This is a genomic window from Streptomyces erythrochromogenes, from assembly GCF_036170895.1.
GTDB lineage: Bacteria > Actinomycetota > Actinomycetes > Streptomycetales > Streptomycetaceae > Streptomyces > Streptomyces erythrochromogenes.
Genome location: NZ_CP108036.1, coordinates 6,312,735 through 6,326,632 on the forward strand (window position 1 = coordinate 6,312,735; position 13,898 = coordinate 6,326,632).

The window sequence follows — 13,898 nt, forward strand, 5'->3', positions numbered from 1 at the left end:
CCTGGCGCGGGTCCCGCCTTCCGGCCCGCCGGAGCCCTTCTCCTCCAGCCCCGCCACCGTCGCCGGGTGGGGCGCCGCTGCGGGGCTCCGCCCCGAACCCCCGCGCCGCGCATGCAGGCGCGGCTGATCCGGCGGGGCTCCGCGCCCCGGGCGGGGCGGGGTCGCCCGCGGGGTCGGCGGACGGGGTCCGGCGCAGCGGCGCGAAGCCGGAGAAGCCCCCAGGGGCCGGGCCGAGCGAAGGGCGCGTCACGGAGGCGGCGGGCTGGCGTGGCGGCGGGCGCGGAGGGCGAGGCTCAGGGAGAGGACCGTCTCCGGGTCGTCCAGGTCCGTGCCCAGCAGCTCCGAGATGCGCGCCAGCCGGTTGTAGAGGGTCTGCCGGTTCAGGTGGAGCTCACGGGCCGTCTCCGCCTTGCGGCCCGCATGGGCCAGGTACGTCTCCAGGGTGGGCAGCAGCGGCGGCCGCGAGGCGGCGTCGTGCGCGCGCAGCGGGCCGATCGCGCGGTCCACGAAGGCCGCCAGGTCCGGGTGTTCGCGCAGCCGCCACAGCAGCAGGTCGATGTCGAGGCGCCGGGCGTCGTACCAGGGCCGGGCCGGCAGGCCGTGGGCCGCGGTGGCGGTCTCCGCGGCGTGCCGCAGGCCCGACGAGGCCGCCGCCCAGCCGCCCGCGACGCCGACGACCACGGCCGGCGGGGCGGTGGCCCGGTCCAGTCCCGCGCGCTCGACGCCCGCCCGCAGCGCAGCCGCGACCCGGTCGGCGACCGCCGTGCGCTCCGACTCCGCCCGCAGCGACACCAGCAGCGGCACCCGGCCCTCGACCGGCCGGACCCCCAGCAGGACCGGGACCCCGACGGACGACAGCTCCTCCAGCACCGCCCGGGCCAGGACGGCCCAGTTGCCGGACGGGCCGAGGTCCGACAGCCGCATGACCACCGGCAGCAGCGGCCCGGCGCCCGGCTTGAAGCCCAGCACACGGGCCTGCCCCGGCGCGTCCTCCGCCGAGATGCGGCCCTCCGCGAGGTCCGTCAGGAAGTCGCCGCGGCCGCGCGCCGCCAGCTCCTCCTCCTGGCGCGCCTGCATGAGGACCACGGCCAGCACGCCGGCCGTGCGCTCCGCCGCCATCCGGTGCACCGGCAGCAGCGGGGCCGAGACCCCGACCAGGACCACCCGGGCCCGCACCGAGCCCGTGCCGTGGCCGCCGCCGGGTACGTCGACCACCACGGTGTTCGCCGACGGTTCGGCCTCGCGCTGGCCGCGCAGCCCCTCCCACACCTGGAGCGGGTCCGCACCCGGGTCCCCGGCCGAGCTGGCGGCCGCGTACAGCAACTGCCCGTCCGGGGTCTCCAGGAAGACCGGGTTCCCCGTGAAGTCGGCCAGGATGCGCAGCACCTGCGGGATGCCCCCGCCGCCCAACAGGGCCTGCGTACATCGCCGGTGGACCTCCTCGGCCCGCTGGAGCAGGGCGTAGTGGCCGTTGACGATCTCGGTGTGGACCTCCTCGGTGACCGCGACGAAGGGGACCTCCCGGTGGAGTTGCACCAGCGGCAGCCCCGCCGCGCGCGCCGTCTCCACGAGCGTCGCGGGCAGCCGGGTGAACCGCGGGCCCAGCTCCACCACCAGCGCGGCGATGCCCCGGTCCGCGAGGCGGCGTACGAAGGCCCGCTGTTCGGCGGGTCGGGTGCCCAGGCCGAGCCCCGTGGTCAGCAGCAGCTCACCGCCCTTGAGCAGGGAGGCGATGTTCGGGACCTCGCCCGCGTGCACCCAGCGGACGGTGCGGCCCAGGCGGTCGGCGCAGGCCACCACCTCCGGCAGGCCGCTGCGCAGCCCCGGCAGCTCCAGTGCCCGCTGAACCGTGATCCCGCCCTGATCGTCCATGTCGCGGGACGCTATCAGGGGGTCAGGCCGGCCGGATGTTGTGGTTGAAGCGGAAGACGTTGTCCGGGTCGTACGCGCGCTTCACCTGCCCCAACCGCCGCATGTTGTCCGCGCCGAGCCCCGAGACCACCCGGTCCGAGCCCTCGTCCCCGGTGAAGTTCAGGTACACCGCCCCGGTGCTCCACGGCTGCACGGCCGCGCGGACGTCCTTGACCCATTGCCTGCAGCGTTCGTCGTCGGCCGGGTCCTCCCAGATCCCGAACGGGTGCACCGCCCAGGGGGAGTCCCGGTACGGCACCGGGTAGTCGGCCGGGCCGGAGGCGATCGCGCCGCCCTGCGGGAACAGGATGTGCTGGGTCCCGGTCGGCACCGGCATCGACGAGGCCCGGGAGCAGAACGCGTCGACGAACGCGTCCGGTGCGGCGGTCAGGTACTCCGCCGACCAGTAGTTCCGCAGCCCCGGCGGGTCGTCGATCATGCATTGGAGATCGGCGTACGGGATGGCGGTGACCATCGCCGCCTCGTGCGGCAGTGCCAGCAGCGGCTCGGCGAGCGCCCGCAGCCGCTCCTCCGGGCCCGCGTACGTGAGCAGCGCCGCGCACACCAGCCTCCCGGCCAGGTGCGGGGGCACGAAGTCGTCGTCCGGGGGGCCGGTCAGGTAGATCACGCCCCCGCTCGCCTCCGCCGGCCCGCCCTCGAGGAGGTCCCGGTAGGTCCGCACCACCTCGGGGCCGTTCTCCGGCAGGTAGAGGACGAAGGCGATCGCCATGGCGGGCAGTTCGTGCAGCCGCAGGGTGATCGCGGTGGCCACGCCGAAGTTCCCGCCGCCGCCGTGCAGGGCCCAGAACAGCTCGGGGTGCTCCTCGGAGGTGGTCTCCACGACCGATCCGTCGGCCGTCACCAGCTCCACGCCCAGCAGGTTGTCCACGGCCAGCCCGCACTTGCGGTCCAGCCACCCGCTGCCGCCGCCCAGGACGAAGCCGCCGACCCCGGTGGTGGAGGCCCGGCCGCCGGTGGTGGCGAGCCCGTACGGGGCGCACGCCCGGTCCAGGTGGCTCATCGTCGCCCCGCCCTCGACCCGGACGGCGCGGGCCCCCGGGTGGACGGTGACCTCGTGCATCCGGCGGAGGTCGATCACCAGGGCGGCATCACCGAGGGCGGAACCGGAGACGCTGTGCCCGCCGCCCCGCACGGCGATCTTCAGGTCCAGGTCCCTCGCGAAGCGCACGGCGGTGACCACGTCCTCCGCGCTCTCGCACTGGGCGATCACGGCGGGCCTGCGGTCGATCATCGCGTTGAAGACGGTCCGGGCCTCGTCGTAGCCCGGATCGTCCGGAGCGAACACCTCACCGGACAGATCCTCGCGGAGCGCGGTCAGGGCCGCGCCCGCCTTCGAGAGGGGAGCCATGGCTGCCCCCTTCCAACGGACGGAGGGCATAAGACCCCTCCAGCCTAGGCCCGGAGGATCACCGGGGCGCGGTGGGCGCCGCGCCCCGCCCGGACGGCTCCCCGGACGGGGCGCCCGGACGGGGCGCCCGCGGGCCTCAGCCCCCGTACGCGCCGCTCGCGGTCAGCCGCAGGGCCGTGTCGATCAGCGGAACGTGGCTGAACGCCTGCGGGAAGTTCCCCACCTGCCGCTGGAGCCGCGGATCCCACTCCTCCGCCAGCAGGCCCAGGTCGTTGCGCAGGGCCAGCAACCGCTCGAACAGCCGCCGCGCCTCGTCCACCCGGCCGATCATCGCCAGGTCGTCGGCCATCCAGAACGAGCAGGCGAGGAAGGCGCCCTCGTCGCCCTCCAGGCCGTCCACACCGGCCTCCTCGCCCGCCGTCGGGTAGCGCAGGATGAAACCGTCGGGCGTGGACAGCTCGCGCTGGATCGCCTCGATGGTGCCGATGACCCGCTTGTCGTCCGGCGGCAGGAAGCCCATCTGCGGGATCAGCAGCAGCGAGGCGTCCAGCTCCTTCGACCCGTACGACTGGGTGAAGGTGTTGCGTTCCTTGTCGTAGCCCTTCTCGCACACGTCCTGGTGGATCTCGTCGCGCAGTTCCCGCCACCGATCCAGCGGGCCGTCCGCGTCCCCGCTCTCGATCAGCTTGATCGTGCGGTCCACGGCCACCCAGGCCATCACCTTGGAGTGCACGAAGTGCCGGCGCGGGCCGCGCACCTCCCAGATGCCCTCGTCGGGCTCGGACCAGTGCGTCTCCAGGTAGCGGATCAGCTTGAGCTGGAGCAGGGAGGCGTAGTCGCTGCGGGCCAGGCCGGTCATGTGGCCCAGGTGCAGGGCCTCGGTGACCTCGCCGTACACGTCGAGCTGCAGCTGGCCGGCGGCGCCGTTGCCGACGCGCACCGGGCGGGAGCCCTCGTAGCCGGGCAGCCAGTCCAGCTCGGTCTCGCCGAGCTCCCGTTCGCCCGCGATCCCGTACATGATCTGCAGGTTCTCCGGGTCGCCGGCCACCGCGCGCAGCAGCCACTCGCGCCAGGCGCGGGCCTCCTCGCGGTAGCCGGTGCGCAGCAGCGAGGAGAGGGTGATGGCCGCGTCCCGCAGCCAGGTGTAGCGGTAGTCCCAGTTGCGGACCCCGCCGATCTCCTCCGGCAGGGAGGTGGTCGGCGCGGCGACGATCCCGCCCGTGGGGGCGTACGTGAGGGCCTTGAGGGTGATCAGGGAGCGGACCACGGCCTCCCGGTAGGGCCCGTGGTAGGTGCACTGGTCGACCCACTCGCGCCAGAACTCGGCGGTCGAGTCCAGGGCCGCCTCGGCGTCCGGGGCCTCGGGCGCGCCGCGGTGCGAGGGCTGCCAGCTGATGCTGAAGGCCACCCGGTCGCCGGGGCCGACGGTGAAGTCGGAGTACGTCGTGAGGTCCTTGCCGTACGTCTGCGCGTCGGTGTCGAGCCAGACGGAGTCCGGGCCGGCGACGGCGACGGTGCGGCCGTCGACCTTGTGCACCCACGGCACCACCCGGCCGTAGCTGAAACGCATCCGCAGCGTCGAGCGCATCGGGACGCGCCCGCTGACGCCCTCGACGATGCGGATCAGCTGCGGCGCGTGGTCCTCGCGGGGAGGCATGAAGTCGATCACGCGGACGTTGCCCCGCGGGGTGTCCCACTCGGACTCCAGCACCAGCGAGTCGCCGCGGTAGCGGCGGCGGGTGGCACGCGGGGCCTCGGCGCCCGCCGGGAACGCCGGCCCGATCCGCCAGAACCCGTGATCCTCGGTGCCGAGAATGCTCGCGAACACGGCATGGGAGTCGAAGCGGGGCAGGCACAGCCAGTCCACGGCCCCGTCCCGGCAGACCAGCGCCGCGGTCTGCATGTCACCGATCAGTGCGTAATCCTCGATGCGCCCGGACACGTGCATCTCCAGTCGAACGGCCACGTCCGCCCCGTAGGGCGCTTGCAATGCGCGTTTGCGCGGTCTCCTGTGTGCAGGGATCCCCGCGTGAGCCCATGATTCCGTATATCGGCTCGGTTAGGCCGTCCGACGGACTGCCCGGCGGTGATGTGTTCAATATCCGAGCAGGATATGACGGCACCCTAGTGATCTTCTCCAGGCCGCGGGGAATGCCGTTGGGCCGAACGGGTGAGCCGCGGGATCTCCGCCCCGGCGCACTTCGGCGCTCTGCTACGACCCGTCGACGGCGCGTGGCCGGAGGCGGACCGGCCCGGGCGCTGATAGGCTGGTACCCCGTGGACCGGTGGTCTGCCTGTGCGAATCAGGGGCCCCGAAACCGCAGCTTCGGCGCCCCCTGAGACCCTTCCGGATCGACGGTGGCCGGCGCCGGACGCACCTCACCTCGCGACCACGGGAGCCCCCTCTTGGCGATGCCGCCCAAATCCATGACGACCAAGCACATCTTCGTCACCGGGGGTGTCGCTTCCTCCCTCGGCAAGGGCCTGACGGCCTCCAGCCTGGGTGCGCTCCTGAAGGCGCGCGGCCTGCGGGTCACGATGCAGAAGCTCGACCCGTACCTGAACGTCGACCCGGGCACGATGAACCCGTTCCAGCACGGCGAGGTGTTCGTCACCAACGACGGCGCCGAGACCGACCTGGACATCGGCCACTACGAGCGCTTCCTCGACGTCGACCTCGACGGCTCGGCCAACGTCACCACCGGCCAGGTCTACAACACCGTCATCGCCAAGGAGCGCCGCGGCGAGTACCTCGGTGACACCGTGCAGGTCATCCCGCACATCACCAACGAGATCAAGCACCGCATCCGCCGCATGGCGACCGAGGACGTCGACGTCGTCATCACCGAGGTCGGCGGCACCGTCGGCGACATCGAGTCGCTGCCGTTCCTGGAGACCGTCCGCCAGGTCCGCCACGAGGTCGGCCGCGACAACGTCTTCGTCGTGCACATCTCGCTGCTGCCCTACATCGGCCCCTCCGGCGAGCTGAAGACCAAGCCGACCCAGCACTCCGTCGCCGCCCTGCGCAACATCGGCATCCAGCCCGACGCCATCGTGCTGCGCGCCGACCGCGACGTTCCCACCAGCATCAAGCGCAAGATCTCGCTGATGTGCGACGTGGACGAGGCGGCCGTGGTCGCGGCCATCGACGCCAAGTCGATCTACGACATCCCCAAGGTCCTGCACACCGAGGGCCTGGACGCGTACGTCGTGCGCAAGCTCGACCTGCCCTTCCGCGACGTCGACTGGACCGTCTGGGAGGACCTCCTCGACCGGGTCCACAACCCCGACCACGAGGTCAAGGTCGCGCTCGTCGGCAAGTACATCGACCTGCCCGACGCCTACCTGTCGGTGACCGAGGCGCTGCGCGCCGGCGGCTTCGCCAACAAGGCCCGCGTCCAGATCAAGTGGGTCACCTCCGACGACTGCAAGACCCCCGCGGGCGCGGCGGCCCAGCTCTCCGACGTGGACGCGATCTGCGTGCCCGGCGGATTCGGCGACCGCGGCGTGAACGGCAAGGTCGGCGCGATCACCTACGCCCGCGAGAACAAGATCCCGCTGCTCGGTCTGTGCCTGGGCCTGCAGTGCGTGGTCATCGAGGCCGCGCGCAACCTCGCGGGCATCGAGGACGCCAACTCCACCGAGTTCGACGCCTCCACCCCGCACCCGGTCATCTCGACCATGGAGGAGCAGCTGGCCTTCGTCGAGGGCGCGGGCGACCTGGGCGGCACCATGCGCCTGGGCATGTACCCGGCGAAGCTCGCCGAGGGCTCCATCGTGCGCGAGGTCTACGGCGACGAGGCGTACGTGGACGAGCGCCACCGCCACCGCTACGAGGTCAACAACGCCTACCGCGGCGAGCTGGAGAAGAAGGCGGGCATCGTCTTCTCCGGCACCTCCCCGGACAACAAGCTCGTCGAGTACGTCGAGTACCCGCGCGAGGTCCACCCCTACCTGGTGGCCACCCAGGCCCACCCGGAGCTGCGCTCGCGCCCGACGCGCCCGCACCCGCTGTTCGCGGGTCTGGTCAAGGCGGCCGTGGAGCGGCAGCAGTCCGCGAAGTGAGCGACTGACCGCATAACGTAGACAGCCGGGGTACGGAAGATCCGTACCCCGGCTGTCGCGCGTTGTGGAGGGCTTCGGGGCATGAACATCAAGGACACGTCGGAATCCTGGGAGACGCTGTCGAGCCGGCGGCCGTTCCAGGGCGCGAAGACGGCGGTGGACTCCGACGAGGTCCGGATGCCGGACGGCTCGACCGCCCGCCGCGACTACCAGGTGCACCCCGGCTCGGTGTGCGTGCTCGCGCTCGACGAGGACGGGCGGGTGCTGGTCCTCAGCCAGTACCGGCACCCGGTGCGGCGCCGGCTGTGGGAGCTGCCGGCCGGACTGCTGGACGTCCCCGGGGAGAACCCGCTGCTCGGCGCGCAGCGCGAGCTCTACGAGGAGGCGCACGCCAAGGCGGAGGACTGGCGGGTTCTGGTCGACTTCTACGCCTCGCCGGGCGGGTCGGACGAGGCGATCCGGGTGTTCCTGGCGCGGGGCGTCTGCGAGGCGGACGGCGAGCGCTACTCCGAGTCGGGCTCGGAGGAGGCGGACATGGAGGTGACCTGGGTCCCGCTGGCGGAGCTGGTACGGGGCGTCCTGGCGGGCGAGCTCGGCAACCCCGGGCTGGTGACCGGGGTGCTGGCGCTGTCCGCCGCACTGGCCTCCGAGGGCGGCGTCGACGCCCTGCGCCCGGCCCTCGCACCGTGGCCGGCCCGGCCGTACGAGGCGTAGCCGGGGAATCCCGCCCGCGGCGCCGGAGATTTCGAGCCCGCCAGGGGGTACCTCCCAGCGGTAGCTGGGGAGACCGGGGCGCCGGGTCCGGGGGCAGAGCCCAGGGCCGCGGTGGAAGGGCGGGTGGGGGGACGGCCTCGCGCAGCGGCGGTACCCGGCCGCGGGCCGCGGCCCGACCCCGGCCGCGGCACCCCGGCTCGCGCCACCCCGTCCGCGCCGCCGGCCGCCGCACGGAAAAGCCGACCATCCGCTGATCCGATTGGGGGATTTACCCGCCGCGCTCCACACGGGCCGTCGCTCTGCGTGAACTACGCTCGCAACCCGAAGGCAGGGAGAGGAGCGGATCCGTGACGGATTTCGTCGGGCGGCGGCGTGAGCTCAAGGAGCTGCGCGAGGACATCGCGCGGACCGGGCTCGACACCCTCTCCGGCCGCAAGGCCAAGGCTCCCCGGGCGCGGGTGCTGCTCGTCGCCGGGCGCCCCGGATCCGGCCGGACCACCCTCGCGGAGACGTTCGTCCGCGAGGTCGCCGACCAGTACCCCGACGGCGTGCTGCGGACCAGGCTCACCGCCCCCGGCGGGGAGACCGTGGCGACCGAGCGTGCCCTGCGCGGCCTGCTGGCGGAACTGGGACAGCGCACTCCGCCCGGCGCCGGCGAGGACGAGCTCAGCTCCGTCCTGCGCACCGCGCTCCAGGAGCGGCGGGCGATCATCCTGATCGACGACGCGGCCGATCCGCACCAGGTCGACGCCATGCTCCCGGACACCCCCGAATGCCTCGTCGTGGTCACCGCCGAGGGCCCGCTCACCGGCATCCCCGACGTGCGCCCCTGCACCCTCGGCGGCCTGGACACCGTCTCCGCCGTCGGGATGCTCGCCCGCCGCATCGGCGACACCCGCGTCGCCACCGACCCGCGGGCCGCCGAATCCCTCGCCGAGGCGTGCGGGGGCCAGCCCGCCGCCCTCGAACTCGTCGGAGGCTGGCTGGCGGCCCGCCCCAAGGCCGCCGTCGCCGACGTGGCCAAGCAGCTCCACGACATGCCCGGCGGCGCCGGCGGGCCGCTCGGCCGCGCCTTCCGGCTCGTGTACGACTCCCTGCCGCAGCCCGCCCAGCGGACCCTGCGCCTGCTGCCGCTCGCCCCCGCCGGCCTCGTCGACTCGCACACCGCCTCCGCGCTGGCCGGCTGCTCCGTGGCCGCCGCCCAGTCCACGCTGGACGACTTCGCCGGGCTGGGACTGGTCCGGCACGCCCCCGACGGCCTGTTCCTGCTGCCCGGTTCCCTCGCGCCGATGCTCCAGGCGCTCCTGGAGGCCAAGGAGCGGCCCGCCGAGGTCCAGCTGGCCCGCGCCCGGATGCTGGAGCGGACCGTCCGGCTGCTGCACTCCTGCCGGGCCATGGCGGTCGCCGAGGGCGACGACCCGGACGCGGAGCTCCAGGAACTGCTGGACGGCCTGCCGCGCGCCCTGCGGTTCCCCGACCGGCGGGCCGCCGCCGTCTGGCTGGACACCCGGCTCTCGGCGCTCACCGCGGCCGCCTCCCTGGCGGTGGCCGACGGCGAGCTGGACACCCTGGCCCGCCGGCTGGTCGCGGCCCTCGTACGGGCCCTCGCGGACCACCGGGGCACCGCCGAGGCCGCCCCCGAGCTCTACGGGCTGCACCGCCTGGTCCTGGACGTGGCCGAGCGCCGCGGCCTGCACCGGGAGCAGGCCGCGGCACTGCTGAACCTGGCCGACCTGGACGCCGAGACCGGCCGCACCCAGGAGGCCCTGGAGCGCTACCGGGCCGCCCTGGACGCCGGACGGGCCGCGAACGACCCGTACGCGACGGGCCGCGCGATGGAATCCGTAGGTGGGGCCTACCAGGAGCTGGCGGACTGGCACCGGGCCTCCGACTGGTTCGGCCGGGCGCTCGCCCAGGCCCTCTCCCGCGGTGAGCGCGCGGACGAGGCCCGGCTGTACGGGCGGCTCGGCAACGTCCACACGTACGCGGGCCGGTACGGGGACGCGCTGCGCAGCTGGCGGGCCGCCGCCGCGGGCTACCGGAAACTGGCCGATGTCCCGGGCCAGGCCAAGGCGTTGAGCGAGATGGCGCGGATCCAGGAGTACGCCGGCCGGCCCGAGGAATCCCTGCACACGTGCCGCGAGGCGGTGGAGCTGGCGCGCCGGGCCGGCGACCAGCGGCTTCAGGCCGCGCTCCAGGTCCGGCTGGCCGACACGCTGGACCGGCTCGGGGACCCCGCGGCCGCGAGACTGCACCGCTCCGCGGCAGACAGATTGCTCGGAGACGACCCCGCTGCCTGCGAAATCCGCAGTGGATCCGACTGAGATTATTGGTTTGCAAGGCTAGACAGCGACTCATCCTTCATTAAACTGGCTTCACCACGTCATCTCGTGGTGCATCCCGTTGCGCACTCTTGTGGGCGGGTATGTATGGAAGTGCCCCGTTATTTCCCCCTGAGTCAAGGACCGTGATCGACGATGAAGGTCGGCATCCCCCGCGAGGTCAAGAACAACGAGTTCCGGGTCGCCATCACGCCTGCCGGCGTGCATGAGCTGGTCCGCAACGGCCACCAGGTCTTCATCGAGCAGAACGCCGGCGTCGGCTCCTCGATCACGGACGCCGAGTACGTCGCGGCCGGCGCGGAGATCCTCGGCACCGCCGACGAGGTCTGGGCCACCGCCGACCTGCTGCTCAAGGTCAAGGAGCCGATCGCGGAGGAGTACCACCGCCTCCGCAAGGACCAGACGCTCTTCACCTACCTGCACCTGGCGGCCTCCCGCGAGTGCACGGACGCGCTGCTGGAGTCCGGCACCACCGCCATCGCGTACGAGACGGTCGAGCTCGCCAACCGCGCGCTCCCGCTGCTCGCCCCGATGTCCGAGGTCGCGGGCCGCCTGGCCCCGCAGGTCGGCGCCTACCACCTGATGCGCTCGGCCGGCGGCCGCGGCGTCCTCCCCGGCGGTGTCCCCGGCACCCACGCCGGCGAGTGCGTCGTCATCGGCGGCGGCGTCTCCGGCTGGAACGCCGCGCAGATCGCCATCGGCATGGGCTTCCACGTGACCCTGCTCGACCGCGACATCAACAAGCTCCGCGAGGCCGACAAGATCTTCGGCACGAAGATCAAGACGATCGTCTCCAACGCCTACGAGCTGGAGAAGGCCGTCGTCGAGGCCGACCTCGTCATCGGTGCCGTCCTCATCCCGGGTGCGAAGGCCCCGAAGCTGGTCACCAACGAGCTCGTCGCCAAGATGAAGCCCGGAAGTGTACTTGTCGACATCGCGATCGACCAGGGCGGCTGCTTCGAGGACTCCCGTCCGACCACCCACGCCGAGCCGACCTTCACGGTTCACAACTCGGTCTTCTACTGCGTCGCCAACATGCCGGGCGCGGTGCCGAACACCTCCACCTACGCGCTGACCAACGCCACGCTGCCCTACATCGTGCAGCTCGCGAACCTTGGCTGGGTCGAGGCGCTGCGCCGTGACCCCGCGCTCGGCCTGGGCCTCAACACCCATGACGGCCAGGTCGTTTACGGTCCGGTCGCCGAGGCCCACGGTCTCGAGACCCTCGAGCTCAGCACGCTGCTCGGCTGACCCGTCAACGACTGACGTCAATCTCACGTATCCGGCCGGACCTTGCCCGCAAGGTCCGGCCGGAGGCGTTTGCCGACCGCCCCGAGATCCCGCTCAACTCGCCTCGAACGTAACCCTTTAACCCTTTCGCGCACCCGCGAAACTTCGCAGCGACAGCTCGGACGCCCTTGACAGAGTGGTGTTCGGTTGCCGACACATCGTGCCGGGTCCGGCGGATTGTGTTGCCGCTGAGCGGTGACACGCCATAGAGTCGCCAACCGTCGGCATGGTGCCACGCTGACCTATCGATAAGTGTCCTGGTCACGTCCGAGGAGGTAAGACGACTTGTGAATGAGTCGACATTTACTCCTGGGGGTGGTGGAGCAGGCGTCCCTGAGCGGGGCCAGAGTCCTGCCGGGCTCGAAGCTGTCGGCTCCGTCGCAGTACGCACCTTCGCAAACCACCAGCACATGACGACGCCCCAAAAGAGCATGGACGGCCTAGACGTGAACTCCAGGGCCGGCGACCTGAGCGGCGATACGCCCACGGGATTCGCCGACTACGACAATGTGCCCGAGGGGCACTTCTACGACCCCGACGCGGAGTACGAACCGGACCCCGAGTACGCGGCCACCCTCGCCCCCGACGCTGCTCGCCAGCGCCGTGAGCGGATCGGCCCGACCGGACGCCCGCTCCCGTACTTCCCGATCCCGGGTCCGCTGACCGACCACGGTCCCGCGAAGATCATCGCGATGTGCAACCAGAAGGGCGGCGTGGGCAAGACCACGTCGACCATCAACCTGGGTGCCGCGCTCGCCGAGTACGGGCGCCGCGTGCTGCTCGTCGACTTCGACCCGCAGGGCGCGCTGTCCGTGGGTCTCGGCGTGAACCCGATGGAACTCGACCTGACGGTCTACAACCTGCTCATGGAGCGGGGCATGTCGGCCGACGAGGTGCTGCTCAAGACGGCGGTCCCCAACATGGACCTGCTGCCGAGCAACATCGACCTGTCCGCTGCGGAAGTGCAGTTGGTCAGCGAGGTCGCGCGCGAGTCCACGCTGCAGCGGGCCCTGAAGCCCCTGATGGCCGACTACGACTACATCGTGATCGACTGTCAGCCCTCGCTCGGTCTGCTGACCGTGAACGCCCTGACGGCGGCTCACAAGGTCATCGTCCCGCTGGAGTGCGAGTTCTTCGCACTGCGCGGCGTGGCGCTGCTGACCGAGACCATCGAGAAGGTGCAGGAGCGGCTCAACCCCGAGCTGGAGCTCGACGGCATCCTCGCCACCATGTACGACTCCCGCACGGTGCACAGCCGCGAGGTGCTGGCGCGCGTCGTCGAGGCCTTCGACGACCACGTCTACCACACGGTCATCGGCCGGACGGTGCGCTTCCCGGAGACCACGGTCGCCGGTGAGCCGATCACGACGTACGCGTCCAACTCCGTCGGCGCCGCCGCCTATCGCCAGCTGGCCAGGGAGGTGCTCGCCCGGTGTCACGCCGAGTGAGTCTGCCCGGCGCCGACGAACTGTTCCGTACGACCGGGGGGATGGCGCTCCAGTCGTCCTCGCCGCGCCGCGGGGCCGACGAGGCACCCGCCGCGGAACACTCGGCCGCTCCGGCCGGGAGCACGGCGGGAGAGGGCCGCAGCCGGGAGGCTGAGGCCGGTACGGAGACGGGCGGCCCCGTGGTGGGGCAGCCGCGGCGACCGCAGGAAGGTTCTGTCAGCCAGGCCGGACCGACCGCCGGGGCGGCTTCCGCCCCAGCCGGGGCGACCCGGCGGGGCAAGGGCCAGGGCCGCGGCGCCAACCGGCGGCCCAGCGGCCGCGAGCGGCACGACGAGAAGATCACGGTCTACGTCTCCGCCGAGGAACTGATGGACCTCGAGCACGCCCGGCTGGTGCTGCGCGGGGAGCACGGCCTGGCCGTCGACCGCGGCCGCATCGTCCGCGAGGCGGTGGCGGTCGTCCTCGCCGACCTGGAGTCCCGCGGGGACGCCAGCATCCTGGTCCGCCGCCTCCGCGGCCGCTGACCCCTCCTGCCGGCCGCCTGCGGCGCCGCTCGGCCGGGACTGGGCCGCGCAGCGCGAGTGGCAGTGGCACTGCTGACGTCTGCCGAGAGGCCGCCGACCTGTCGTCGGCGGCCTCTCGCCGCGTGCGGGGGCCGACGAACGTCCCCGGGTGCTGCTCCTCGCGCAGTGCGGGCGGCGGTCGCACGCTCCCGGCCCGCCGGGGCGGGGAATCGTTCGGCCAGGGCTAGGCTTCGTA

The 13,898-nt window shown here is 72.7% G+C and carries 9 protein-coding genes; 6 read left to right on the forward strand and 3 right to left on the reverse strand.

Going from position 1 to position 13,898, the window contains the following annotated elements; translation table 11 throughout:
- Positions 1-246 precede the first annotated feature (246 nt).
- The 3 genes from OHA91_RS28905 to OHA91_RS28915 form a co-directional block, all read right to left on the reverse strand.
- A complete protein-coding gene (locus tag OHA91_RS28905; protein ID WP_266502775.1) occupies positions 247-1,872 on the reverse strand; it encodes a PucR family transcriptional regulator in 1,626 nt (541 codons plus the stop codon).
- A 22-nt stretch (positions 1,873-1,894) separates the two neighbouring features.
- Entirely contained in the window at positions 1,895-3,280 is a 1,386-nt protein-coding gene (locus tag OHA91_RS28910) for an FAD-binding oxidoreductase (RefSeq protein WP_031154115.1), read from the reverse strand.
- 136 nt (positions 3,281-3,416) lie between these two features.
- Positions 3,417-5,246 carry a glycoside hydrolase family 15 protein gene (locus OHA91_RS28915; protein ID WP_209441526.1) on the reverse strand — a complete coding sequence of 610 codons (1,830 nt, stop codon included), beginning with the start codon at positions 5,244-5,246 and terminating at the stop codon, positions 3,417-3,419.
- A gap of 446 nt (positions 5,247-5,692) precedes the next feature.
- On the opposite strand from OHA91_RS28915, the gene OHA91_RS28920 reads away from it, so the two are divergent.
- From OHA91_RS28920 to OHA91_RS28945, 6 genes are all read left to right on the forward strand, one after another.
- Entirely contained in the window at positions 5,693-7,345 is a 1,653-nt protein-coding gene (locus OHA91_RS28920; RefSeq protein WP_031154112.1) for a CTP synthase, read from the forward strand.
- Between the two features lie 81 nt (positions 7,346-7,426).
- Positions 7,427-8,059: an NUDIX hydrolase gene (locus OHA91_RS28925; protein ID WP_328740299.1), complete on the forward strand. Its 633-nt coding sequence runs from the start codon at positions 7,427-7,429 to the stop codon at positions 8,057-8,059.
- A 299-nt stretch (positions 8,060-8,358) separates the two neighbouring features.
- Positions 8,359-10,383 (forward strand): tetratricopeptide repeat protein, encoded by a 2,025-nt coding sequence (locus OHA91_RS28930; protein ID WP_408059247.1) that lies wholly within the window; start codon positions 8,359-8,361, stop codon positions 10,381-10,383.
- Between the two features lie 153 nt (positions 10,384-10,536).
- Entirely contained in the window at positions 10,537-11,652 is a 1,116-nt protein-coding gene (gene ald, locus OHA91_RS28935; protein WP_031154107.1) for an alanine dehydrogenase, read from the forward strand.
- Positions 11,653-12,101: 449 nt separating this feature from the next.
- Positions 12,102-13,139 carry a ParA family protein gene (locus OHA91_RS28940; protein WP_225884681.1) on the forward strand — a complete coding sequence of 346 codons (1,038 nt, stop codon included), beginning with the start codon at positions 12,102-12,104 and terminating at the stop codon, positions 13,137-13,139.
- Positions 13,124-13,663 (forward strand): hypothetical protein, encoded by a 540-nt coding sequence (locus tag OHA91_RS28945; RefSeq protein WP_266502783.1) that lies wholly within the window; start codon positions 13,124-13,126, stop codon positions 13,661-13,663. The genes OHA91_RS28940 and OHA91_RS28945 overlap by 16 nt, the downstream gene beginning before the upstream one ends.
- The last annotated feature ends 235 nt before the right edge of the window (positions 13,664-13,898 follow it).

What these genes read in the sequence shown, in the direction of transcription:
- OHA91_RS28905 (WP_266502775.1), bottom strand. Translation starts at nt 1,872, where the DNA reads ATGGACGATCAGGGCGGGATCACGGTTCAGCGGGCACTGGAGCTGCCG.
- OHA91_RS28910 (WP_031154115.1), bottom strand. Translation starts at nt 3,280, where the DNA reads ATGGCTCCCCTCTCGAAGGCGGGCGCGGCCCTGACCGCGCTCCGCGAG.
- OHA91_RS28920 (WP_031154112.1), top strand. Translation starts at nt 5,693, where the DNA reads ATGCCGCCCAAATCCATGACGACCAAGCACATCTTCGTCACCGGGGGT.
- OHA91_RS28925 (WP_328740299.1), top strand. Translation starts at nt 7,427, where the DNA reads ATGAACATCAAGGACACGTCGGAATCCTGGGAGACGCTGTCGAGCCGG.
- ald (WP_031154107.1), top strand. Translation starts at nt 10,537, where the DNA reads ATGAAGGTCGGCATCCCCCGCGAGGTCAAGAACAACGAGTTCCGGGTC.
- OHA91_RS28940 (WP_225884681.1), top strand. Translation starts at nt 12,102, where the DNA reads ATGACGACGCCCCAAAAGAGCATGGACGGCCTAGACGTGAACTCCAGG.